At 46.9% G+C, this 24,505-nt stretch carries 24 protein-coding genes; 13 read left to right on the plus strand and 11 right to left on the minus strand.

Features of this window, described 5'->3' with window-relative positions; translation table 11 throughout:
• Positions 1 to 325 precede the first annotated feature (325 nt).
• The 5 genes from MIC7113_RS12990 to MIC7113_RS13005 all read right to left on the minus strand — a co-directional run bounded on the left by MIC7113_RS12990 (position 326) and on the right by MIC7113_RS13005 (position 6,519).
• Positions 326 to 1,120 carry a hypothetical protein gene (locus tag MIC7113_RS12990; protein ID WP_015182620.1) on the minus strand — a complete coding sequence of 265 codons (795 nt, stop codon included), beginning with the start codon at positions 1,118 to 1,120 and terminating at the stop codon, positions 326 to 328.
• 317 nt (positions 1,121 to 1,437) lie between these two features.
• On the minus strand, positions 1,438 to 2,805 hold the full coding sequence (locus MIC7113_RS12995) for a CRTAC1 family protein (protein ID WP_015182621.1): 1,368 nt from the start codon (positions 2,803 to 2,805) through the stop codon (positions 1,438 to 1,440).
• A 461-nt stretch (positions 2,806 to 3,266) separates the two neighbouring features.
• A complete protein-coding gene (locus MIC7113_RS13000) occupies positions 3,267 to 3,458 on the minus strand; it encodes a hypothetical protein (RefSeq protein WP_015182622.1) in 192 nt (63 codons plus the stop codon).
• 25 nt (positions 3,459 to 3,483) lie between these two features.
• Positions 3,484 to 3,684, minus strand: coding sequence for a CHAT domain-containing protein (locus tag MIC7113_RS34680; protein ID WP_081594648.1), 201 nt, complete (start codon positions 3,682 to 3,684; stop codon positions 3,484 to 3,486).
• A 63-nt stretch (positions 3,685 to 3,747) separates the two neighbouring features.
• The gene (locus MIC7113_RS13005) at positions 3,748 to 6,519 is read right to left on the minus strand and encodes a cation-transporting P-type ATPase (protein WP_015182623.1); all 2,772 of its coding nucleotides are present in this window, start codon (positions 6,517 to 6,519) and stop codon (positions 3,748 to 3,750) included.
• Between the two features lie 438 nt (positions 6,520 to 6,957).
• On the opposite strand from MIC7113_RS13005, the gene MIC7113_RS33320 reads away from it, so the two are divergent.
• The 3 genes from MIC7113_RS33320 (at position 6,958) to MIC7113_RS13015 (ending at position 8,076) form a co-directional block, all read left to right on the plus strand.
• Entirely contained in the window at positions 6,958 to 7,437 is a 480-nt protein-coding gene (locus MIC7113_RS33320; RefSeq protein ID WP_015182624.1) for a hypothetical protein, read from the plus strand.
• A 68-nt stretch (positions 7,438 to 7,505) separates the two neighbouring features.
• Positions 7,506 to 7,661: a hypothetical protein gene (locus MIC7113_RS36305; RefSeq protein WP_155897991.1), complete on the plus strand. Its 156-nt coding sequence runs from the start codon at positions 7,506 to 7,508 to the stop codon at positions 7,659 to 7,661.
• Positions 7,662 to 7,737: 76 nt separating this feature from the next.
• Complete coding sequence (locus tag MIC7113_RS13015) at positions 7,738 to 8,076, plus strand: hypothetical protein (RefSeq protein WP_015182625.1); 339 nt, start codon at positions 7,738 to 7,740, stop codon at positions 8,074 to 8,076.
• A gap of 212 nt (positions 8,077 to 8,288) precedes the next feature.
• On the opposite strand, the gene MIC7113_RS13020 is transcribed toward MIC7113_RS13015, so the two are convergent.
• Entirely contained in the window at positions 8,289 to 8,678 is a 390-nt protein-coding gene (locus MIC7113_RS13020) for a hypothetical protein (protein ID WP_015182626.1), read from the minus strand.
• Between the two features lie 119 nt (positions 8,679 to 8,797).
• Between MIC7113_RS13020 and rppA the strand changes: the two genes are divergently transcribed.
• The 3 genes from rppA to MIC7113_RS13040 all read left to right on the plus strand — a co-directional run bounded on the left by rppA (position 8,798) and on the right by MIC7113_RS13040 (position 11,749).
• Positions 8,798 to 9,472 (plus strand): two-component system response regulator RppA, encoded by a 675-nt coding sequence (gene rppA / locus MIC7113_RS13025; RefSeq protein ID WP_015182627.1) that lies wholly within the window; start codon positions 8,798 to 8,800, stop codon positions 9,470 to 9,472.
• Between the two features lie 227 nt (positions 9,473 to 9,699).
• Positions 9,700 to 10,197 (plus strand): cupin domain-containing protein, encoded by a 498-nt coding sequence (locus MIC7113_RS13035; RefSeq protein ID WP_015182629.1) that lies wholly within the window; start codon positions 9,700 to 9,702, stop codon positions 10,195 to 10,197.
• 250 nt (positions 10,198 to 10,447) lie between these two features.
• Positions 10,448 to 11,749: a sensor histidine kinase gene (locus tag MIC7113_RS13040; protein ID WP_015182630.1), complete on the plus strand. Its 1,302-nt coding sequence runs from the start codon at positions 10,448 to 10,450 to the stop codon at positions 11,747 to 11,749.
• A gap of 44 nt (positions 11,750 to 11,793) precedes the next feature.
• On the opposite strand, the gene MIC7113_RS33325 is transcribed toward MIC7113_RS13040, so the two are convergent.
• Entirely contained in the window at positions 11,794 to 12,312 is a 519-nt protein-coding gene (locus tag MIC7113_RS33325; RefSeq protein ID WP_015182631.1) for a hypothetical protein, read from the minus strand.
• Between the two features lie 153 nt (positions 12,313 to 12,465).
• On the opposite strand from MIC7113_RS33325, the gene MIC7113_RS13050 reads away from it, so the two are divergent.
• The 6 genes from MIC7113_RS13050 to MIC7113_RS13075 all read left to right on the plus strand — a co-directional run bounded on the left by MIC7113_RS13050 (position 12,466) and on the right by MIC7113_RS13075 (position 17,886).
• Positions 12,466 to 13,029: a thioredoxin family protein gene (locus tag MIC7113_RS13050; RefSeq protein WP_041780780.1), complete on the plus strand. Its 564-nt coding sequence runs from the start codon at positions 12,466 to 12,468 to the stop codon at positions 13,027 to 13,029.
• A gap of 339 nt (positions 13,030 to 13,368) precedes the next feature.
• Entirely contained in the window at positions 13,369 to 14,502 is a 1,134-nt protein-coding gene (locus MIC7113_RS13055; RefSeq protein WP_015182633.1) for a molybdopterin-dependent oxidoreductase, read from the plus strand.
• Between the two features lie 144 nt (positions 14,503 to 14,646).
• The gene (locus MIC7113_RS13060) at positions 14,647 to 16,104 is read left to right on the plus strand and encodes an adenylate/guanylate cyclase domain-containing protein (RefSeq protein WP_015182634.1); all 1,458 of its coding nucleotides are present in this window, start codon (positions 14,647 to 14,649) and stop codon (positions 16,102 to 16,104) included.
• A 240-nt stretch (positions 16,105 to 16,344) separates the two neighbouring features.
• Positions 16,345 to 16,659 (plus strand): RNA recognition motif domain-containing protein, encoded by a 315-nt coding sequence (locus MIC7113_RS13065; RefSeq protein ID WP_015182635.1) that lies wholly within the window; start codon positions 16,345 to 16,347, stop codon positions 16,657 to 16,659.
• Between the two features lie 420 nt (positions 16,660 to 17,079).
• Positions 17,080 to 17,271 carry a 30S ribosomal protein S21 gene (rpsU, locus tag MIC7113_RS13070; protein ID WP_015182636.1) on the plus strand — a complete coding sequence of 64 codons (192 nt, stop codon included), beginning with the start codon at positions 17,080 to 17,082 and terminating at the stop codon, positions 17,269 to 17,271.
• 90 nt (positions 17,272 to 17,361) lie between these two features.
• On the plus strand, positions 17,362 to 17,886 hold the full coding sequence (locus MIC7113_RS13075) for a hypothetical protein (protein WP_041780039.1): 525 nt from the start codon (positions 17,362 to 17,364) through the stop codon (positions 17,884 to 17,886).
• Between the two features lie 70 nt (positions 17,887 to 17,956).
• Here MIC7113_RS13075 and crtB read toward each other — a convergent pair whose 3' ends face one another.
• Positions 17,957 to 18,886: a 15-cis-phytoene synthase CrtB gene (gene crtB, locus MIC7113_RS13080; protein WP_015182638.1), complete on the minus strand. Its 930-nt coding sequence runs from the start codon at positions 18,884 to 18,886 to the stop codon at positions 17,957 to 17,959.
• A gap of 38 nt (positions 18,887 to 18,924) precedes the next feature.
• Positions 18,925 to 20,349, minus strand: coding sequence for a 15-cis-phytoene desaturase (gene pds, locus MIC7113_RS13085; RefSeq protein WP_015182639.1), 1,425 nt, complete (start codon positions 20,347 to 20,349; stop codon positions 18,925 to 18,927).
• Between the two features lie 174 nt (positions 20,350 to 20,523).
• Here pds and MIC7113_RS13090 point away from each other — a divergent pair, with 174 nt between their 5' ends.
• Positions 20,524 to 20,877: a hypothetical protein gene (locus tag MIC7113_RS13090; protein WP_015182640.1), complete on the plus strand. Its 354-nt coding sequence runs from the start codon at positions 20,524 to 20,526 to the stop codon at positions 20,875 to 20,877.
• Between the two features lie 189 nt (positions 20,878 to 21,066).
• On the opposite strand, the gene MIC7113_RS13095 is transcribed toward MIC7113_RS13090, so the two are convergent.
• Together MIC7113_RS13095 and MIC7113_RS13100 are read right to left on the minus strand one after the other, a co-directional pair.
• Positions 21,067 to 22,137, minus strand: coding sequence for a chemotaxis protein CheB (locus MIC7113_RS13095; RefSeq protein ID WP_015182641.1), 1,071 nt, complete (start codon positions 22,135 to 22,137; stop codon positions 21,067 to 21,069).
• A complete protein-coding gene (locus MIC7113_RS13100; RefSeq protein WP_015182642.1) occupies positions 22,138 to 24,477 on the minus strand; it encodes a hybrid sensor histidine kinase/response regulator in 2,340 nt (779 codons plus the stop codon).
• Positions 24,478 to 24,505: the final 28 nt, after the last annotated feature.

Below are 24,505 nucleotides of genomic sequence, written 5' to 3' on the forward strand. Positions count from 1 at the left end.
GCTAATATGACTCCCTGGATAAAACTGATGTGGAAGTTGGGGTTTCTCGTTGGTCTGTACCACTGACGCCAACAACGGAATACCCCTTTTTTGGTGAATTAACCCAAACTTCTATTATACTTTTTCCGGAAGTTATAGTGTTTCTATATTAATGAACTATTAATAAAATTATTAGTGCTCTCTTTGTTGTTCTTGATACCTTTTGCATCCAAGGATTTTGAACACGCTGCTGTTAAAGAGTTTTAGTAATTAAAATCTAGCTTGTTTCAACTCAAATAGTATCACCCAAGATACAGTTCTTCTCTACCCATTCCTTGTGGAAGGGTCAATCCGGAAAAATCCCTTCAGGTTCAGGATGAAAAATGTACTCATAATCAAACCCTAAAAAATTGGGGTCACGAATAATGGCAAATCCCAAATCTATCACTATATCTGTAGGGAAAGTTGCCATAACTAGCTGAACTAATTTTTTCGGGCTGAGTATGGGCTTTTTCACAAAATAATCCCGTTTAGAAAAGAATTCCCTTCGGTGTTCTGGTATAATTATTCCGTTGATTTGATGCGCTAATTGAATGGGTTTAATATAGAGTTTAATGAATTCTTCTTGATTTCTCTGAAGCTGATATAACCTCTCATGCTGTAACCAACTCATTTGAAACATCAGCTTTAGGAGTTCAAAACCCAAAATATAATTCAAAATATTATTTTGTTCTTCGGTACTAATTACCAAACGAAAGACTACTTTAAAATAAAGTTCAGGTTGGTTACGTAGCTCTTGAGCCGAATGAATATAAAATTGTTTAATATAACCCCGGAGTACCAATTCATCAAGTTCGCTTTCAACCTCAAATTTATCTAAATATTGTTTGACTCTATATTGGGTATTTCTATCCTGAAGTTTTCTTGAGACTAACCCATCCGCCGTATAATTATCTAAAAACTCAGCTTGTACCTCTGGAGGGGATACACAGATGAGATGACACAATAACAAAAGATGACGGCGTTGCTCCCAAGGCAAACTTTCAGCCCATTGTTTTGTATCTGGAGGAAGTTCTTCAAAAAGAATTTCAGAGCTAGTTTGTTCAAAGATCGATCCTCCTCTATATTTTTCTTCACTCATAGCTTGAAGGAGCGATAAGAATGCCAACAAAAATAAGCCGAAGATAGCTTCAAATAACTTACCACTTGTGAGGCTCGTCTAGGACTAAATATTTTAGTCGGTTTTGAGCTACCTTCTTCTCTGCCTTACGGATAAGTCTGGAAACCTTGACGACTAGGACTTGATTTTCAGTTGAGACCTCTCAAAGTCAGGCTCAAAGAGGAGGTTCTTCGGTTTTGCCTACCTGTCTTTTTTCGCTAGTAAACCCAGGCAGAAATAATTGACCCGTTTTTTTATCGATTTTTCTCCCCTCCCCCAAAGATGGTGACGAAATCGGCTTAGGCAGAAGGATATGGCACTCGGATGAGCTGATTCGCCTTGGGTGAGGAGATTTTGGCAATTTTCCCATCCGGCCAACGCACTTCAATTTGTTTAATAACCGGATTCTCACCCAAACCGAAATGGGCGATGGGTTCCATTTGGCAGAGATAACCACTACCCGCATCAATGACTCGGCGTTGGGTTTGTTGTTCCCCAATTAAGGTAACAATCGATCCCCGTGCGGGTGCTCCTCGCTCTGTTAAGGGGAGTACCCTAAACCATGCATGACCATTTTCGGGTGGGGAATATAAGGTGATGGGTTGGACTGTGGCTTCTCCATGAGCAATGAAAAGTGTAAGTTGACCATCCTCATCTAAATCGCCCACCGCCGCACCTGTACCGGCACCGTCTGGTTCCCAAGCTTCCCCTGTATCGATCGCTTTCCAAGTCCCCGCCCGATAAGCAAACAGGCGATTGGGTTCACCCATGTTGTTGAAAAACAACTCCTCATACCCATCATTATCGAAATCGGCGCTAATCACCGTGCGGATCGGAGAGGGAATTGCCATGTCAGGAGGGGCAACATCTTTAAAATGCCCCGGTACTCCTTGTAAATACATCCGGTGCGGGCCTAACCAGTTGCCGTAAACCAGATCGAATCGACCATCCCCATCCGCATCTAACGCCACTAAACCGCGACCATTTTGATCAGGGTCATCAATACCTGCCATTTGGGCCATCTCTTTAAATGTGCCATCACCTTGGTTGCGAAACAAAAAATTCCGTCCATGTTCATTGACGGCGAAAATATCCATGTGATCGGAAACCAAGGGCAGGGAAATAACGGAACGTCCACCTGTGGTTAAGTCCAGTCCCACTTCTGGTGCAACATCAACCAAGTGACCCTTTTCATTGAGTTCATACAACCGCATTGGGCCGCCGTAATTGGCGACGAAGAATCCATATTGTCCAGTTCCCTTTCGGTCTACACAAACGACGGAACGACCGGCAGTGAAATTGATAGCGTTTTGATTTTCGGGTAAGGAAAATAGATCCACCCACTTGCCATCTCGGTAGTCAAATAAGCAATCGCCAAATCCCTTTCGCCCAGCAAACGTATCTGTATTGAGGACATAGATTTCTTCCCGTCCATCGCCATCAATGTCACCCGCGGCAACACCAATGGCTTGTCGTCCAGCATCAGCTAGAATTTCATCTGCAATATTGACCAATCCCTGCCCATTGTATTTCAGCACCAGATTCGGGCCATTAAACCCTGCCACAAATAACTCGAAGGAGCCATCCCCATCGACATCTGTTATAGCAAGGCCGTAATTCATCTGAATCGGGTTATCCAACAGGAATTTGCTCTTGTTAGTAAACATGTTGGCGGCTATTTAGGTTATTACTCCAATCTTGCACCATTCTCAGTAGGTAAAAAAACTGGCTCGGAGTTAAAACTTCGAGTTCATAGAGGGATTCAGGAGTAAGTCTCACAGAAAAAAGGCCGAATGATGTGGGTTTATGGCAGGATAAAAAACACTGATATCAGTGGTCTTTGAATGGATTTTTTGTAAGAGTCAGTATGAATTTCGATACAATCAAACTCCCCAAATTAGGTAGGGGTTTAAAAATACTTCTCAGACGGGCATTCTAATGGTTGCCAACTTGGATTATCCCTAATAAATTAAGTTAAAATAACGTAAGTTTTTTATTCTAGTGGTCGGCGGTAATTGATAGCATTTAATGGAAATTTATCAATTGAAAACCTCCTTATCCTAACTATTTTACTCCCTAAAGCTGGGGATAAGAAGGTCTCAATCAGGAAGTCAGGCGTTTAAGCTCTCTATTCAAAATAATGTACATTCGCGATCGGGGCGACCAAAGGCCATAACAAAGCGGCGATAAAAATATCTATTACAACAGCGGAAGCCTCTTGCAGAGATAATGGGCTATCTGGAGTGAAGCGCTCTAACCAAGTTATGAAGTAATAGGTAATCGCCATCAGGTAAGCAACGACTAAAGAAGCTAAAAACATTAACACAATACGAGACTAGGAAACGCTATACCGCATCGTTGACTAACCATAAGGTGGCAATGACGGACTTAGCTCCAGCATTGAGAAAATAGTAACTGATGCCTGCCATCTCAACACCATCGCGATCGGGGCCACCCAAAGCCGTTTCGCAAGCCGACAGGACAACTAAGTGGATATTGGCTAAATCTTGCAGGCTTCTAACATCGCTTCTGTAACCGGATGGAATTTTATTCTGGAGGGTCTATCTGTAGCCGAATGTTAGTGAAATAGTATGAGCTAACTCAACCTATTAGTTAGGTGGATCGAAGCGATTGACTAAGGCAGACACTGCAACCATTGGTAACCCAATGAGTAGGCAGAGCAACCATTGATTAACGTCCAGTGGTGCCGTGGAAAACAAGTTATTCATCAAGCTCCATTGACTGAAGCTGACCTGCAAAAGTACAGTACAGGCAATACCAATACCAATGGCTCTGGCATCACTAATTTGTTCGATTCTACCTCGAAGTTTATTAACGATTGCACTTCCTAGTTGGCTAATACTCAAAAGGTAAAAAATTCGTCCTGCTACTAAGGCTTGAATGGCCATCGTGCGAGCTAAATCGATATTTCCTGTAGTGGCTTTTATCCATTCAAATACGCCGAAAATCAAAATCCAGTTAAAAACAGAAATGACCACAATGCGCTTGAGCAACCTCCCAGAAAGCAAGGGTTCATTTGGCTTACGTGGGGGGCGTTGCATCTCTCGCTGCGACTTCGGCTCAAAGGCTAGGGGAACGGTCATGGTGATGGAATTAACCATATTCAGCCAGAGAACTTGTAACGATAAGATGGGCAAGGCTCTAGCTAACAGTACGCTAATCAAAATCGTCATCGATTCCCCACCGTTTACGGGGAGAATAAACGCGATCGCTTTTTGCAAATTTCGATAAACGGTACGTCCTTCCTCAACTGCCGCTTCGATAGAGGCAAAGTTATCATTCGTCAAAATCATGTCAGAGGCTTCTTTCGCCACCTCCGTCCCCCCCTGTCCCATCGCAATGCCGATATCAGCTTGCTTGAGAGCCGGTGCATCATTAACCCCGTCTCCCGTCATAGCGACAACTTCGCCTTTGGATTGCAGGGCTTCAACCAAACGCAATTTCTGTTCCGGGGCAACACGGGCAAACACAGAACCATTTTCTACTGCGGTGGCAAGTTCCTGTTTATCCATTTGGGTGAGTTCTTGTCCTGTGAAGGCCAAAACTTCCTGATTTTTGTTAAATCCCATCCGAGATGCGATCGCTCGTGCCGTAACCGCATGATCGCCCGTAATCATCTTCACCTGGATACCCGCATCTTGGCAGGCTTGCACAGCCCTAATCGCTTCTTCTCGCGGGGGATCGATCATGCCCTGCAACCCGATTAAAATTAGACCTGCTTCAATATCTCGATGATCTAGCGAGTTCTGAGTATCGGGTGCAGATTTCATGGCAAAAGCCAACACCCGCAACCCTTGATGAGCCATCGCATCAACTTCCCGATGCACCACTTCTTGCTCTACAGGTATCAGTTCCCCCTGTTCATCCAACATCTGCTGACAACGAGAGATCAATGCCTCTACCGAACCTTTAACATAGATAATCCTGTGTTCTGAATCCTGGTATGCCAGTGGCGAAGAGGCAAATTTTCCCTCTTGCTTTTTGCCTTGTTCATGCAACGTTGCCATGTACTGAAACTCAGATTCAAAGGGAATACCATCTAGTCTAGGCATCTCCCGTTCTAAATTTGGCTGAGTCAATCCCACTTTGTTGGCAACCGCAATTAACCCTCCCTCAGTTGGATCGCCAACGACCTGCCATTGACCGTCCTTTTCTTCCAAGTGAGAATCGTTACACAACAATCCAGCTTTCAGACATTCCAGAAGGATGGGGGAACTGTTCGGCTCAACTGGTTGTTCATTTTGTAGGATTTCTCCTTGTGGAGCATAACCCGCACCACTGGCAGTATAGTGCTGACCCCCTGCATAAATCGCTTGCACGGTCATTTGATTTTCTGTCAGCGTACCCGTTTTGTCCGAACAAATGACTGTTGCACCACCTAGAGTCTCAACGGCGGGTAATTTGCGAACAATGGCATGGCGACGCGCCATCCGGGAAACGCCAATGGCTAGCGTTATGGTAACGACGGCGGGCAAACCTTCGGGAATTGCACTAACTGCCAAGGCAACAGCCGCCTCAAACATCGTCACCCAGGAGTTGCCGTACCCCAAACCAACGGCAAACGTCAGCGCGGCTACCCCCAGAATGATGTAGAGCAACGTGCGACTGAATTTATCAAATTTACGGGTTAACGGGGTTGAGAGATTCGCGTGTTGCTCCATTAATTGGGAAATCCGTCCCGTTTCGGTCGCTTCTCCAATTGCAACAACCATACCCCTTCCCTGCCCAAACGTGACAAAGCTACCCCCATAAGCCATGTTAGTTCGTTCGGCTAGGGGAGCCTTTGGATCGAGCGGTTGCGTGTCCTTTTCTACAGCAAGCGACTCACCTGTAAGGGCTGATTCATTTACCTGCAAGTTACGCGCACTGACGAGTCGCAAATCGGCGGGTACTTTGTCCCCAGAAGTAAGAAGTACCAAATCGCCCGGTACTAATTCAGTCGAAGGAATTTTTACCTTTTGACCATCGCGCAGGAGGGTGGCATCGGTTTGGACGGAGGAGGCTAAAGCTGCGATCGCACTCTCAGCTTTTGATTCTTGAACAAACCCGATGATGGCGTTAATCAGCGTCACGCCCCAAATCACCCAGGCGTTCACCCATTCTCCCAAAAACGCTTTGATTGCACCCGCAATCAGTAAGATGTACAAGAGCGGTTGGTTAAATTGCAGGAGAAACCGCATCAAAGGACTTTTCCCCGGTTTGCCCTTGAGTTCGTTAGAACCATAACGTTCCTGTCGCTTTGCTGCTTCAGCCGATGTTAATCCTGTTTCTAGATTGCTGTCTAAATGCCGAGGAACTTCCCGTACAGACAGATGGTGCCATTGCTGTGACTGACTTTTTTCGTTTGCCGCTGCTGTCATGTTGTTCGCTCCAAGTCTTAACCCTGACAGGTGAGCTAAAAACTAAAGCTCCTTCAGGGGTTGTTTAACAGGCAGGAAAGTTTCTATATCCATCCAGTCTGGAAAACAAATGTGATGAGAAAATGACAAATACTACTTTTAAATATTGCTCAAATACCTACTGAAACAACGGGAATCATTTTTCAGATTTCTCACCTATTGCAGATGCATTTTTTTCTTACTGAAGGCGAGATACCCGACTACAAGCGAGAAGTCGAGTATCTGAATTGCTGGCATCTCACAACTCAAATAGGATTCCTATAAAACAGCACTAAATCTACAAAACTCTCAAGAATTCAGTTGAGGCAAATTTTTGATAACGCTGTCACTTTTTGATCACATTTGTTGTAGACACTGAAGACAGTAGGTTCAGGAAATGAACGAAGGAGAAGCACTATTGTGAAACACTCCGGTCATATAACTCATCAACGGCAGCAGCTTTTGGCCGCTTTGGTTTTAACCGTCATTCTACCTTTGGGTGCAGGTATAACCTTTTTAGTTGCCAATGCGGTCTATCCCAATTTATCTGGCACAGCGAAAGTTCTCAACAACAAGCAGCATGAAGCAATAGCGACTCAGCCGCTACGGGATGGGAGTTTACCAGATTCCGTTGTTCAGGCGGTCTTACAAGACGCTTCCAGGCGATCGAATTTGCCGAGTCAGGAGTTGAACATTGTCCGCGTACAACAGCGAGATTGGCCTGATGGTTGTTTGGGACTAGCTCTCTCTGGCATCTTCTGCTCTCAGGCGGTAGTTTCCGGTTGGCAAGTGACAGTGAATGCCGAGCAACAAAGCTTTGTTTATCGCACTGATAATTCAGGTTCTCTAGTCAAACTGGAAAGCAGCGACTTCAAGAGCAGGCGGGAAGGCAGCACCTAAAGTTCAAATGTTTCTGCTGCTGGAAATAGACGGAAGTGTTTTTATAGCTCCAATTAGAGAAATGTGCTATGCAGTTACGACGAATGATGGGGTTGCTGATTGCAAGCGTGAGCGCCAGTAGCTTACTGTGTGCTGGGTGTAGCCGACAACGCAACTTCGATGAAGTTGAACCTACTCCTCTCTCCTCATCAACCCACACCCAATATACCAACTCAAAAACGTAAGGTTGATGTGTGCCTTTCGCCTGACTTCGACATGAAGGAATAGAAACCAGAGTGTGTAGGAAAATAAAGGTAAAGTATGTCAGAAAACAGAATTGAAAAACCGATAATACAATTGGAATTTTTAACAAGAGGAATACGTGTAGCTACTGTTTCTATTTTGAGTTGTTTCTTAACAGTAATTTGCATCGTTCTTGTTGTGGACGTGTCTGAACGTGTTTACGGAAGAGAACAGCTCCAAGACACGACTAAGTTTGATTTAATTGGAGTTCTTCTCGCCAGCAGTGCTTTTTTAACGACTGTAGGAGCTGGTTTATCAGCGTGGTTTGTCATCGATGCCGCTGCCAGGTACAAACAACTAATAGATACAGTAGGCGAATATAAACGACTGTCTGTTGATGATGAACAGAGAAATTGAGAACACTAGGCGCTAGTGCTGCGATGGTCTTGCCGTACAACTAATCAACTAATTATCATTTTTGTGTCACATTCACTCATTAAGCTTAGAGCGAGAGGATTACAAGTTAGCCTCACTCATACACACCAAACAAGTTAAAACCCGCTCGTTTACTTTGGGCGGGTCTTTGTTTATGTCATGCTTACTTAGTCAGTTTATCTGTCATCAAACGTTCAGTTTTTCAACTGATATCGTACTAGCTTTTTGGTATCTTCACGAGACAATCCTAGTTTTTGAGCAATCCTCGCTTCCACTTGGCTGACTTCTGTAACTGGAAACTCGAATTCCAACGTTTTGAGTTCGGGATCTGCCGTTTTCACTTCAACAGAAGTGAGTCCCTTATTCTTTTCAATTTCAGCTTTGATGACTAGCACAGTGACTGACAGTTGCACCTCTTGTTGTGCATCCGCTTGCAGCTTACTGACTGTGCTGTAGGGTCGGCTTAATACCTGGCTGGTTACAACGTTACCTCCAAGCCAGAAGATAATTCCCAATAGGGGTAAGGGTAGCCAGAATTCTAGCCACAGAGGACGCAAGGCTTGCAACCAGCGAGGTAAGGACATAAAGCGATGAGCGATCGCAACTCTAAAATCGTACTGGGGAAAGACGTTCTCCTAAGTCTAACTCTCTATTTTAAGAGGGAAAGCGATTTTCCCACACAGACGATTCACAAACGCCATTTATGCGGATATTACTGGTGGAAGACGACCCAGCACAATTGAAACCAATCCAGATGGTTTTGTCGCAAGCTGGATATGTTGTCGATGGCGTTGAAGATGGAGAAACCGCCCAATGGCTCCTGTCTCAGAAAGAATATGACTTGTTGATTCTGGACTGGATGTTGCCTGAAATTAGCGGATTAAGCCTCTGTCGCCAGTATCGACAATCCGGCAAAAGCGCACCTGTACTAATTTTGACTGCCAAAGACGCCATCCCGGATCGAGTGACAGGGTTGGATGCTGGAGCGGATGACTATTTGGTTAAACCCGCAGACATGGTGGAACTTCTGGCGCGGGTACGAGCGCTGGGACGGCGTTCTCCCGTATGGCAAGGAGACACTCTGCGCGTCGCCGATCTACAACTGCACCTGACTCGGCTTATGGTTGAGCGAGGACAGGCAACCGTTCAACTATCCAACCAGGAATTTCAGTTGCTAGAGTACCTCATGCGTCACCCCCGCCAAATCTTAACCCGTGACCAGATCGAACAAGCTTTATGGGAGTGGGGCACAGAACCCGAAAGCAATGCGATAACTGCCCTAGTACGCCGCCTGCGGCAGCGTTTGCAGGTAGTGGGTGCCGCGGATTGGATTGAAACTGTTTACGGCAGGGGATATTCCATCAATCCGCCTGAGTAGCCGTTGCGCTTTGGACTAAGGAGGTGTTTTTTTGAAACAGGGAAAGCAGGAGAAGAATTTTCTTGTGAATAACAGTAAAGACTTCTACCTTAACCTGAGTTCGGGATAAGGAAAGGGACAGGTAGTAAGCTGAAAATAACGTCAAATCCAGCATCTGTCCTATGTTTAGTTTAGATGCTTTATTGTGGTGTTCAGACCGTTTGCCAACTTGATAGAAGGACATCAACGTGACTGATGAACAACATTCTCTGCTGAAAGCAGCAGACATTAATTCAATGGATACGTTTGAGTTTCATCATCCGCTCAATCCCAATTCAGAAATTTATTTACGGTTCCTTGGGCGTGCTGTCGGTCTTAAACGCATTGGTGTGACGATTGCTCGTGTACCTCCGGGTAAGGAATCTTTCATCTTCCACGCTCACCAGAATGAAGAAGAATGGGTTTACATCTTGTCAGGTCGAGGTATTGCGGAAATTGGAGATATGGAATACGAAGTTGAACCAGGAGACTTCATGGGATTTGGGCTACCCCAACAACCCCATCATCTTCGTAATCCATTTGATGAAGACCTTGTATACCTCATAGGTGGAGAAGCAGGACGCTTAGATGTTGGCGTTTTTCCTCGGCTTGGTAAACGGGTGATTAGCGATAGTGAGTCAGCTTACATAGTTGATGAGTCAGCACTTCAACTTTTTTGGAGCAGCAAGCAATCTGCTGAGGATTGATGCTTACTGGAGTGGTTACGACATAACATTTCAAATGCAGTTTTCTCTTCTTTTTATACGAGTACAAACGCCCTGATTCTTTAATTACCCCACTTCATTTAGTCTAAAGTCCAGTAAATGACATTGACTGAGATATCATAGTGAACTACTAAACACCGACCCTTACGGGCACGGTGTTTTTAATTTACCTTAGCTGCCCCTGCCATCATTTTGACTTTTGACTTTTGACTTTTGACTTTGCCTGCCCCCCATGTTTAATCAGAGCCGTCGCAATCTTGCTCGTTGGTTTACCCTTTCGATGGGAAGTATCCTGGTCGTCTTTGCAGGCGTAATCTATTACCAGAAAGCTGCCGACGAGCTAGAAGAACTAGATCGATTGCTCTACACCAAAACTCGCGTGATGGCAGCAGGCGTAGAGTCTGAAGTTCGTCAGGGTCAGTGGCAGGTGAATCTGGAAAATGTGCCACTTTTGGGGAGTAATCCACCGTTACCGACGACTGAGATAGTGTATGCGCGTTGGTACAGTCCCAAAAGGAAATTAATGCAATTTTTTGGCACGACTCCCCCAGAGCGGCTAACAGTGGCAGATGAATTTCAAACCATCAAGACCACCAACGAGCCAATAGGGACAATGCCTTCAGAAGTTTGGCTCCGTCAAGTCACGCTACCTGTCGAGCAAGCGGGGTCAGTCATTGGTTATCTTCAGGTAGCGATGCCGATGACTCCCGTCCAAGAATCTCTAAGAGAGTTCCTGCTATCCTTGACGCTCTTGGTGCCTGTAGCTTTAGGAATGATTGGGCTTACAGGTTGGGTGTTAGGAGGATTGGCGATGCAGCCAATTCGCGACAGCTACAATCAACTCCAGCGCTTCACGTCTAATGCATCCCATGAGTTGCGTACTCCCTTAGCGGCAGTTCTCAGTAATGCTCAGGTTGGGTTACTGGTTCCTCTCGACCCACAGCAGCAACGCAATCACTTGGAGCAGATTGTAGAGGCAGCTAAGTCTATGAGTACCTTGGTTAGCAATCTGCTGCTTCTTGCTCGTCATTCAGGACGACTAGCCCCTGAATCCTTAAAAGAGGTTGACTTAACCAGCTTGCTCAAGGAGCAAGCAGACTTTTACTCCAGTCAAGCTGCCGAAAAACAATTGAGTTTGAAGAGCGATTTACCTGAGCAACCAGTTAAATTGGAAGCAGAGCCAGACCTTTTGCGTCAGGCAGTCGAGAATTTGCTCAGCAATGCCTATAAATATACACCAGCAGGCGGTTCAGTGCAGTTGCGTCTGTTTACCCAATCCCGGCAGGCGGTGATTCAAGTATCAGACAGTGGTATTGGGATTCCTCAAGCCGATTTGCCCCATATTTTTGAACGGTTCTATCGGGTGGATACAAAGCAATCGCGGCAAGCGGGGGGTTTTGGTTTGGGGTTAGCGATCGCAAAACAGCTTGTTGAAGCTCATGGCGGTCAGATTAGCGTTACCAGCGTTGTTGGACAAGGCTCCACCTTTCAAATCGAACTGCATACCCGGAAAGTGACAGAGGAGGGTTACTAAACTTTACAGGACTCTCCATCTTTCGCGAACTACAAATTGTTGCGCTAACCCTTGTGCCGTTTTTTCTTCGCTCGACATCGCAGTGTTTGCGCTAGTAATTCGGCTTCCCGTTCCGCTTGGAATAAATCCACCGTTCGTGATGTGATCACAAATGACCCAGAGGATTTTTGTTGAATGAGCGGGATATGTACAGCTTGGTACTGACAAATATCCGCGATCGCACTCGTTGGTTCCTGCATGGCCTGAAAGGCTTTCCAATCTTGGTTCACTTCAGACGCGATCGCTTTAAACTCAAATGCCGCCGCTTCTAACTCGGCTGCAAGCTGATTGATCCGTTCTGCCTGATTCTTCAACTGCCTCAACCCCTGAGTTGTTCGCTGCCGTAGCCCTTCTGGAGGTGAACTAATTGGAAAAGACAACAACGATTTTTGGTAAACCTTAGCCTTTTGTGGCAACGATTCCACAGCTACGGGCTGCAATGCTTTCTTTTTAAACACAGGATGCCGATTCAGTTGAATGCACTTAGTCCGAACAAGTTGAATTCCGGCTTTTAGTTCTTTCATGGCGAGAAAGGGGGTACGTGGCTCAGGCTCTTAATCAGTACATTTGTACTATAAAATAGCCAAAATAGCAAAGAAGTTCCCAATTCCGCCTTTCCCCCTTGCTCCAGGAAGCTAGGGGGGTCAACAATGAAAGAGAAACGAACTCCTAAACCGATGGCGCTTACCCCCTCAACCATGTTGCCCCTAGGCACCACAGCCCCAAATTTTCAATTGTCAGATGTTGTATCTGGCAAAACCATCTCCTTGGATACCTTTACGGGTAAGCAGGCATTATTAGTCATGTTCATTTGCCGCCACTGCCCCTTCGTGAAGCATGTACAAGCGGAACTAGCGAAGATTGGCCAAGATTATGTGAATGCGAATGTCGGTATTGTGGCAATTAGCGCCAATGATGCTGAAAATTACCCCGATGACGCCCCTGAGAAGCTCAAACAAATGGCAAACGAACTAGGATTCACTTTCCCGTTTTGTTACGACGAAAGCCAGGAAACCGCCAAAGCTTATACGGCTGCTTGTACTCCAGATTTCTTTCTGTTTGATGGGGATCGCCAGCTAGTCTATCGAGGTCAGCTAGATGACAGCCGTCCCAGCAACAATAAACCTGTCACAGGTCAAGATCTACGTTCTGCCCTTGATGCCGTACTGGCTTCTCAACCTGTTAACCTTGACCAAAAGCCCAGTATTGGCTGCAACATCAAGTGGAAGCCAGGAAAATAAAGTATGAAGTCGGTTTATCCTTGGTTATATCCTTGATATTTCATCGTTTAACTTTCAGCATTCAGTTGACATATTTTTGTCCATTTCAAAGTTTAGAGGACTTTAACTTAACATTAAGTTTGTAACGCAGTGATTCATGAAAAACTTGGTCGGAAGCATTAATTCTATCCTGATATTTTGACCAACTTTTAACAGTTACGTGGCTTCTAAATGGGTCTGAATTGTCTAATTATTGTCGCAATTGTTCCATCACAGCTTGCGGAATTGCAGGTTTTCTGCGTTAGTTTTTTTTAGCTGTCGCCATAAAGTTTAGGACTTTCTTTAACGGCTGAAACGAGCATGTACCAGCCTACTGCCTACTGCCTACTCCTGCGGAGAACGCTGCGCGAACTGGCTTCTGCCTTATTACCCATGGGAAAGAAAAAAGGAAAACATAAAAAGGCAAAAACGAAGACAACCTTTCTCGGCATACTGGTTGCCGTTGTCTTGTGCACAATGTTGGCTTACTTGAGCGGGTGTAGTGAACAACCCACCCATACCGAACTGGAGAGATTACGGCAAGAAGCGATCGCAGAAAATTATCAGATCGCAGCACTCCACGAGAAACAGCAAGCCAAGCCGAATTGGCAATTCACGGTTCACGGTCGAACTGCACTTGGTCAACCCATACCGTTGAGCTGGTCAAAAGTGAAAACCCTAGCGATGACGTCCGTCTGGACAACCGATCCTCACCATACCAGCGATTCCCAGGCAATTTTCCACTTTCGTGGCGTCGCCGTCTCCACACTGCTCGATGAGTTTGGGGTTGCACCCAATGTCAAAGATATTACCTTTGTTGCCTATGACGCCTACCGCTCAACCGTGACGCTCAACGATGTACGCCAATACCCCATTATCCTTGCCCTAGAGCGCAATCATAAAAAAATTTCTCGGAGTGATGGAGGCCCCCTTTACTTAGTCTTTCCTCAGACTAAATTCCCGCAGCTTCGGCAGAAATATTTTGATCGCTTTTGGGTCTTTTACATCACCGATATGGTTGTTGGTACTGAGCCAATCCAACTCCAAGTAGGCAAGCAAATTTTAGATGCCGCTGCCATTAGCAAACTGCCACACATTACTATTGAAGAGACTGTTGGATATCGCATTGGTTGGCCTGCCAATAAAGTCAAACTCTATGGCGTGCGTTTGAGCGACGTTCTTGACGCCGCAGAACTGAAACTTTCTCGACGGAGTGTCGTTATTGTGCGGGGCAAAGCTCCCATTGATCGCAGCCGCGCTAATCCAATCCGCCTTGAGGCGGCTGATCTCAAGCGGTGCGATATTTTACTGGCAACCCACTGGGGCGACGAGCAGATGCCTATTCCTGCAAGCATGGGGGGGCCTATGACTCTTGCCTTCTCTTCGGCCTGCCAAACCCCGTCTGATGCTCGGCGCTGGGTTACCTTCGTAGAGGAGCTTGAGGTGACACAATGATTCGGAGTGGTTTGGTAATCGGTAATGGGTCATCGGTAATGGGTCATCAATCACTTTGGCTAGACATAATTGGCTAGCAGGAATCACGACAATCCACTCGCCAATTTCCAATTCCCAGACATTTCCCAAACAATTCAAAACTCTATGAAGCTGCATGTCTTCCACTCAATTCGCAGACAGATTATGGCTGCCACCACTTTTTTAATTTTGGTGATTGTCACGGCTGTAGTGTGGAGTTGGGCTAAAAACGAGAGCGAGGTCTACCGATTTTCAGAGCGTCAGGGAGCTCAAACTCTGGCTGTCTCCCTATCCAACGCTTGGACAAACGAATTAGTAGACCAGAATTGGAGTCAAATTCGCCTCGGACTCAATCTGATGCTGAGACGAAATCCGGAGTTTATCTATATCTTAGTTTCAGACACTCGATTGTCGAACCAGATTGTTGCCGCAGCACCCGATGATTTCATGGAGCAGTATATTCCTGACATCGTGCCCGTGGAAGATACAAAGTCGGCTTGGAAAGTTTATGATGGAACCCGCTTAGTCGAACCCTACCTTCTACGAAATGTTGAGTTTCCTAAAGGAGAAATGCGGGCGCGTCGCGGCGAACAAGTGATAGAAGTCGCCTCAGATATTCGTAACGCGACTGGGGAAAGAATTGGGACTCTCCGAATTGGCATATCCCTGCGGCAAGTGAACCGCGCCGTGAGGGAGGCGATTAACAAAGCCCTCATGGTTGGGGCGATGGGATGGGCATTTGGTTTGGCAGGTGCCTACATCCTGGCACGGCAGTTAAGTCACCCAGTGCAACGTTTACAAATTAGTGCGACGAAGATTGCGGCTGGGGATTTGCAGCATCGTGCCGATATCAACCGTGCTGACGAACTGGGAGCGTTGGCAGAGGCTTTTAATGACATGGCGACTGCCCTACAAAAATCCTTTAATCGACTTCAGAAAACACTTGAATCTTTTGAGCGCTTTGTACCAGAGAAATTTCTCAAGGTTATTGCCTCTGACGGGATTGAGAATATCCAGGTGGGTGTGGCTTCGACTCGCAAGATTACGATTTTGTTTGCCGATATTCGCGGCTACACCTCAATGTCGGAACAGATGACGCCCTTAGAAACCTTTGCGCTCTTAAATGAGTACTTAGCCCTGATGGGGCAAGTGATTAACGATGCAGGAGGTTTTATTGATAAGTATATCGGTGATGCAATAATGGCTCTTTTTGAAGATGAGACAACAGGTTCTGCCTTGAGGGCGGCAGTCGCGATGCAGCAGGTACTGGAAGCCTTTAATGAACAACGCCTCCCTCAAAAACAACCCACGATCAAAATTGGCATTGGTATTCACCGAGGCGAAGTCGTACTAGGCACTATCGGCTTTACATCCCGGATTGAGTCTACAGTCATTGGAGATGCTGTGAATGTGGCAGCACGAGTCGAGGGTCTAACCCGGAAATATGACTGTTGTATATTAGTGACCGAGTCAGTGGTCGTGGCGCTTCAGCATCCAGAGGTATTCAATCTACGATTAGTCGATGACTCTGTTAAGGTCAAAGGCAAGAATGAGCCTGTGGCGATTTATGAGCTAGTCGTTTGATAACCCACTCTCCCACTCCTCTTAACAGTGTTCATAAACTCCTGCCCAGTTGGCCTAGTGTAGTGTGTCTACCTCGACGCGATGGAAGCCTATGCTCCACAAACGCTTCACGGTCGTTCGTTCGCATCTGTGTTACAATCCCGACAGAACATTAAATTCGGCTGCGTAGTTTGCACTCTTTGTACAGACAAGCCACTCTCCGAATCTAGTTCTCTACACCCTTGATTCTGGAGAACCTCCATGTCAATTTATGTCGGCAATTTATCGTATGAGGTTACAGCAGAAGACCTCGGCGAAATCTTTAAAGAATATGGAACTGTCGGTAGAGTTCAATTGCCTACTGACCGAGAAACCGGAAGACCCAGAGGGTTTGCTTTTGTAGAAATGGGAACAGAAGCAGAAGAAACAGCAGCGATTGAAGCTCTTGATGGCGCGGAGTGGATGGGTCGTGACCTGAAAGTGAATAAGGCTAAGCCTCGGGAAGACAGAAGATCCTCTGGTGGGGGGGGAAACTGGGGGAATTCAGGCAGATCTTCAAGACGCAACTACAATTAAGCTTCAAGATTCAAAATTTAACTCTGAGGTCTTAAGGGTAGGCAAAAATTCTACCCTTTTTTCAGCTCAGGCTTACTGGATGGTTTATAGCAGGTGTTTTAGGAGCGCGAACTCTTCTCAAGTGAGAAAGAGAGCCGATTTCTTGCCATCTTCCTACCCTAAGTGTTCAGTGAAACAGATTTTGGATGGATCACACTTTTGGAGTGGCTTAGTTTTCGCTCAAACTTTCGTATTACGCTAACGCTCCGTTCGCTCCAAAACTCCGAATGGATGTTCTACACTTCACTAAGCTCTCGCTGGCTAGACCCAAGGGTGACGCTCTTGCGACGTTATCCCAAGTGGCTCCGCTAACGCTATGAATAAAGCCCCGTGGGGGTTGCCCTTAAGAATTTTAGATTGTTAATTACACAAGGAGAGAAGATGACCCAAGTTATTCTTGGCGAAAACGAAGGGATTGAATCAGCCCTCCGTCGATTTAAGCGACAAGTTTCCAAAGCTGGAATATTTCCAGATATGAGGAAGAATCGTCACTTTGAAACACCTCTTCAAAAGCGTAAGCGTAAAGAAATTGCCAGACATAAGCAGAGTAAGAGAAATTATCGATTCAAATAAAATCCGTTTTCAACGAAGCTAGATGAATCAATCTATTCATCAGAAACTCAAAACAGAGTGATTGAGGCGATATTTCTCAAAGGTTTAATTATGACTCCAGAAGCAATACGTGTGATTTCTCAGCTTAGACGGGAGTTCTACTCTGGCTTCGCCGCAGCGATGAATATGTCCGTGAGTATTACAACTAGTCATCCATCTACAGGTAATCCCCCCATCGCATTTTGGCTAGATGACCGACAACAGTTCAACTATTTACGTGTTTTTGCTTATAAAGCCCCTGATGAATTACTCCCCGAACGCCCCTTTATTCTGCGAGTTTCTGTGAACAAGGGGGGCGGTATAGCCACAGCCGCCAAGTGGAGAAGAGGTTGTCGAGGTATGAATCAGGGTTGGGACTTCGAGTTAACTGTACTACCTGAAGAAATTTTGGACTTTTTACCTTGGTTAGTGAGCTTGGTGAAGTCCCAGGAAAATGGTTCTGCTTCCTATTCACCAGAGCCGCCCCATCCGTTTTATTTCAAACCGTCCAATGTTTCCTCCAATCAGGAAATTTGGACTCAGAAAGCTTGGCAAGAGAGCAAACTTTCTCATATCCCTGTCGGTGTAGGGCTATAAAATCTGCTGCTGAGTGCCAAGTCTTTCTAGTTAAGTGTTCCTTGATTCATACAAGCCACTTGAACCCAGCCTAAAGGGCTTGGGCTCTGAGCCATGCAATTGGCAAGGTCAGCAGTTTCTGAGGTTTGGGAACGTAAGCTCTTGTACTAAAGACATCGTATTGATTCTGTTCAATCACATCGAGAATGCCTTGATAGAGCATCAATGCTGCCCAAACAGGCCAACGGGAGTCAGGACTAAGTGAGCGGATGCCTTTTTCTGACTCGGTAAAGAACTTACGTGCCCGTTGAATTTGGAAGCGCATGAGTTCGCGCCAACGGTCATCAACAACGCCATTGAGTAAGTCTTCTTCGGTGTAGTCAAACAGCGCCAGTTCTTCCAAAGGAAGATAAATCCGACCCCGTTGAGCATCTTCTCCCACATCCCGCAGAATGTTGGTGAGCTGATTGGCAATTCCTAACGCGATCGCTTCTTCTGCTGGATTACAAGCCGCTTGCTGCCAATCCCAGGGCGCTCTACCAACTGAGCTATCCACACCCAAAACTGGGCTGGTCATTAAACCCACGGTTCCTGCTACGCGGTAACAGTAAAGCTTGAGTTCCTCAAACGTCTCATAGCGACTTCGGTACAGATCCATCCGCTGACCGGCAATCATATCCCGAAACGGCTGAATATCCAGTGGGAAGCGTTGCAACGTATCGACTAAAGCCACATCGGGGTCGTCTATTGCCTGTCCCGCGAAAACGGATTCTAGCTGTTGTTCCCAGCGATCAAGGGTTTCAGGTGTCGTTAAGCGAGCTTGGGGACCATCCACCAGTTCGTCAGTCCGACGACACCAGACGTATATCGCCCAAATCGCGCGACGTTTTTCTTCGGGCATCAGCAGTGTGCCCAGATAAAACGTCTTGGAGTATTTTGCCGTAATTTGGCGGCAATATTCGTAAGCTTCCGACTGGGAGGCCAGCGTTCTCATGCGTGGAGAGTAAGACAGTTGGAGCATTCGTAGCAGACGGCGAGCTAAGGGCTAAGGTTGAAGGACTAGGGTGTAGGAGCGAGTTGAACTTCTGACTCCTGACGACTGACGCCTTTCTCCTGACTTCTCGCAATAGCCTGCGCTGTCAGCTTACCAGAAAGTACGGCACCCTCCATACTCGCCAGGTAACGTTGCATGGTGTAATCGCCAGTTAAATAGAAATTGGCAATCGGCGTCACTTGCGAGGGTCGATACTGTTGGCGTCCTGGTGTTGCCTTGTAGACCGATCGCGGTGTTTTGATGACGTGATATTTTAGCAGTTTAGCGGAGTCTTCGCTGCCAAAGTGCTGGGGAAAGAGTTTTTCCAACTCAGCCATGGTCGCTGCTACAATTTCGTCGTCAGATTTATTAATCCAATCTTTGGCAGGTGCTAACACCAGTTCCAACATGGAGCGGTTGGGATTGGCATATTCCTTACAGGTGTTGCTCATATCGGCATAGACGCTGAGCAGGGGCGATCGCGAAAATAGCAGATGGTCGATATCCGTCAGCTTGCGGTCAAACCACAGATGCAAGTTGATCACAGGAACGCCCTCTAATCCATCCAGCTGCTTGAAGAAATCCATTCCTCGCCAAGGCTCAGGTAGCATGACCTTCAAGGGATCAACAGGCATTGCCGACACATAGGTATCCGCCGTGATCACTTCATCCTCCGCCCCATTCAAACCGCGAATCAAGAACCCCCGCACGGAGCCATCCGAGTTCAGTAAAAATTCTTTAATCGGAGAATTCAATCGCACTTCCCCACCCCGCTCGGTGATGTAATCAACCAACGGTTGGCAAAGTCGCTCTGTGGGAGAACCATCTAAAAACGCCATCTTAGAACCGTTCTTTTCTTGAAGGAAGCGATTCAGGGCGGTGAGAATGACGGTTGAGGAAATTTCATCGGGGTTGATGAAATTCAGCGCCTTGGACATGGCGATGAAGACTTCCTTCTCCACCCGTGGCGGCACGTTTTGTTTTTTGAGCCACTCGGAGAAAGAGTACTGATCCATCTCCTCCACGTACTTCTGCCCGTTGATGATGGCGGGAATCAGACCCAAACCGAAACGAATTTTTTCCGGCCAAGTCAGCATGTCGTTGTTGCGAAGAATCGCCACAATGCCATTGATCGGTGCAGGTAAATCCGGAAAGTCGAATCGGGAGTAGGTACCGGGTGTTTCCGGTTGGTTGAAGATCATCGTGTGTTCTTTCCACTGCAATCGATCTTCAATATCCAGCTCCTTGAACAGTTGCAGCATATTGGGATAAGCACCGAAGAAAATGTGTAAACCGGTTTCGTACCAGTCCCCGTCTTCGTCTTTCCACGCTGCCACTTTTCCGCCCAGAACGTCTCGGCGTTCTAGAACAATCGGGGTATGACCCGCATCGGTAAGGTATTTGGCGCAGGCAAGTCCTGCTAGACCTGCTCCAGCGATCGCAACTCGCATGTGATGGTAATACTCTTAGTTAGGTGCTGATAAGTGTTCTCTGGGTCTCATTATAGTTTGCATTCTGTAACAATTCTCCAACTTGAGCCAAGGATTCTTCCGAATTGCAGATTCTTATCTTTTCTATGATCGGCTTGGAGGATTTAGCACCCTGCCCAACTGGTAAGAAAAGTCATGAGTCAAGACAACCCCGATCAACCGTCTCCTCTCTCACCAGAAGATTTGGCTCTAGCCAGAGAGCTAACCGCAGTCAGAGAGCAACGACAACGCCTCTATGAACAGCTAGACAGTTCTCTCAAAGCCCTATTTAGCCATTGTGAATGGAGAATCACCAGTCACAAGAACGGCTTAACCGAACTGGTGGTGGTTTGCCCCAACCTAGCAATATACAAGCGGCTGTATAAGCGATCCGAAACCATTCACAATCGATTGCAAGAGGGTGTGGAGGCCAAACACACCCGATTTCAACTTTCCTGTCCCAAATCCTTCAAGGCATTTTACGAGCATGAAATTGAGTGGGGGGATTAACTGGAGGAGTGGGATTGAGCGATTTGCTCCTGTTTTCAGTCGATGCAATTTAAGTGCATGTGAGCTTGAAACGGTATGGAATGAAAAAACGGCGCTACCGCTAGACTAACGTTAACGCCTCTACAAAATCAGGGTTTAGGGATGATTAACAAGAGCGATCAAGTCAATGGGTCAATCCGAGTCTGCTGGTTATTCGGATAGGGTCTTCAGCAAGAAGGGGGCAATTTTTTCAATAGTCAGCACCTGTTGTACAGCCTCCATCGTGATGGCCTCTTTGACCATGCCAAAGGCTCCACCGCCTTTCTCGTCTTGGGCAACGGTGATGCCTCCGGCTTGGACAATCGCCTGTAAGCCTTCTGCACCGTCACGACCAAGCCCAGTTAATAACACTCCAGCCATTGCCTTGCCATAAAACTGGGCAAGGGATTTAAAGGCGACGTTAATTGAGGGACAATGCTTGTTTTCCACGGGACAGTTGGAATAAATAAACTTACCCCGGAAATCGACTTCTAAATCACATTTTTCTGGAGCAAAATAAACGGTTCCGGGTGCAGGAGTCTCGCCGACTTCGGCAATTTTCACCTTCAAGGGACACTCCGAAGATAGCCAATTAACCAATCCAGACAAAACACCTGTACTGACGTGTACCGTACAAATAATCGGCAAGGGGAAATTTGACGGCAATTGACCCAGAATCTTCTGGATGGATTGTAGACCACCTGTGGAAGCACCAATGGCGATAACCTTGACGCGAGAACTGACATTTCTCATCAGCGGTTGAGTTCCGGAAAATGCCCCAGAGGTGATGGGCTTGACCGAACCACTCAGCGGCTGTTGTGACCGTCGGGCTGTCACTTTCATACTAGAAAGAACTTTGATCTTAGCGACCAGCGAGCTTTTGAGTCTCTCGTAATCAGTCGGAGAATCGGTGGTTGGTTTGGGGAAAACATCCGCCGCGCCAGCTTGCAGCAAGCGAAAGACATTATCTACATCGGTTTTTTGCACAAAATTGCTGATGACCAAAATGGGTCGGGGGTCATCAGCCATGACCCGCTTGGTCAATTCCAGACCATCCATGTTTTCCATCATAAAGTCTGTACAAATCACATCCGGCTTCGTCTTGGTAATCACCTCCAGCCCCTCCGCCCCATCGCGTGCGACGCCAACGACATCCACATCTGGAGAAGAATTCAGTAATCGTTGCAGAATTTCCAACGCTACAGGGGAATCTTCAATTAGAACCACTTTGTTGGTTGCCATTTAAATCAATCTCCTTAATGTATCTAACAAAATACCTTGCTCGAAGTCGCCTTTTGTGATATAGGCGTTTGCTCCAGCCTGTTTTCCCTGGTGTTTGTCTTCCTCCGAGGCTAGAGTTGTGACCAGAATCACTGGCAAATCTTGGTACTCCCTGAATTGGCGAATTCTAGTAGTGAGTCCCAGCCCATCCAGATGGGGCATTTGCACATCCGAAACCACCGCCTTAAACATTCCCGTCTTCAGTTTTTTGAAGCCATCCTCACCGTCTACAGCGGCTGTCACGTCGTAACCCGCACTTTCCAAAATTCGCTTCATCTGGGTACGAATGGGAATGGAGTCTTCCACCAAGAGAATCTTTTGTTTGACTTGGGCTTGTTCGGTTAACTCCTTAACCGTGACAGATACAATGGCTTTCTTCGCCGACTTAAATAAATCGGGCGGATGGAGTACCATGCACACGTCTCCAGTCCCCAGTATGGTGGCACCCGAAATATTGCGAATTCTTTTGAGCAACTGACTTTGGGGCTTCAAAACAATGTCCTGTTGCTCCAAAATGGTGTCCACCAGCACCGCCAATCGTTCGGAGCCAATCCGTAAAATAATGCAGGGGATGGTTTTTGTCGCAGCCCGTAGCGCTTTGGTGGAAGCCGGCGCTTTGACGGGCAAGCCTAATAAATCGGCTAACCAAACCACAGACACAGACTCTCCTTGGAATGGGAGAGTTTGGCAACCTGACACTTCTAACGTCGCTACCGCCTCGCTGGCATGGGCAAAGATTTCCTGGGGAGACACCAGTTGCATCGCTTCCACATAGCCCACTGGAATGGCATAGGGATGCTCACTAACCTGGACAATTAAAGCATCGGTTGTCGCCAGAGAGCTGTTGAGCATGATCCGAAACAAACACCCTCTGCCCGGTGTAAATTCAACCTGGATGCTGCCCTTGAGACGCTCAACGTTGGCACGCACAACATCCAAACCCACACCCCGTCCGGAAATCTCTGTGACAGCCGTGCGGGTGGAGAAACCGGGGGCAAAAATTAATGCCTGAACTTCAGCCGTGGACATGGCTGCCAGTTCTTGAGGCGAGCGAATTCCACGACTCATCGCCGCTTGTTTAATGGCTGGGACATCCAAACCGCGCCCATCGTCGATGATTTCAATACTCACGGTGCTGCCCACCTGATAACCCCGCAGGCGAATCGTGGCAATGGCAGGCTTGCCCAGACTTTGACGCTCTTGGGGCGTTTCAATGCCATGATCGATCGCATTGCGGAGCAGATGCAACAAGGGGTCTTTCATTTCTTCAAGAATCCGCTTGTCTACGCTGATGTCTCCCCCTTCGAGGACGAGATTCACGTCTTTGCCTTGCTGTTTGGCTAAATCTCGCACGGTACGAGGAAACAAATTAAAAATTGTAGAAAAGGGCAGCAGTCGTAGGGCGTGAATTCCCGACTCTAGTTCACTGGCAACGGTTTCCAGTTTGGCGTTATCTTCAAACGTGATATTGCGGAGTCGATTGAGCAAAGTGCCCAACTGTTCTAAGCGGGCTTCCACCAGGTTGTAGAAATTTTGCAGGGGTTGCAGTTCAGGGGTTTGCAAGCGTCGTTCGAGTTCGTCATAGGTGAGACGGCTGACAAACGCTTCCCGGTTCCACTCTTCCCACAAGGTCATGAGTTGGTCAATGTCACTGAGTCGGTCACTAATTTGACCTTTCGTCACCGCCAATTCACTGGCTTGAGTCAATAACTTATCCAGCTTTTGGGCGGCAACCCGGATGGTATCAATTTGGTAATCACTGACCTGTGCCAGAGTGTCTGCGGCAGGTAAGATAGGTTCTTGGGTTTGAACGCTATCATTGAACACAACCGGTCGCTCATGGGGCTGGCTTGAAGCCTCACCCTGAACTTCACCGACGGTTTCTGCCATCAGGGTTAAGGCATCCTCCGAGGCATCTTCCGAGGCAGCCCCCATCAGCAGTGCTAAGACATGGAAAACACTCACGCCTGCCGCTTGTCCAGTCACGGCTTCGGTGGCAATTTGACGCACCGCATCCAGCCCTTGATAAAGACATTCAAACACTGGGGGGGTTAGAACTCGCTCACTCCGCTTGACTCCCCCTAGAATGTCTTCCATTTGGTGGGTGAGGGTTTCTACATCGGTAACTCCCAACATGCGGGAATCCCCTTTGAGAGAGTGCATTTCTCGGAGTAATTGTTCGAGTTGAGTTCCATCTTGGGGATTCTTTTCCAGATGAAGTAATCCAGTTTCAATTTTCTGGATATGGTCTGCACTGGCTACTTTATAAAGATTGCGTAGTTCTTCGTCGTCTATCATCATGACCCTACCGCCCTTGATTCCTGGATTC

It is taken from the genome of Allocoleopsis franciscana PCC 7113, assembly GCF_000317515.1.
GTDB lineage: Bacteria > Cyanobacteriota > Cyanobacteriia > Cyanobacteriales > Coleofasciculaceae > Allocoleopsis > Allocoleopsis franciscana.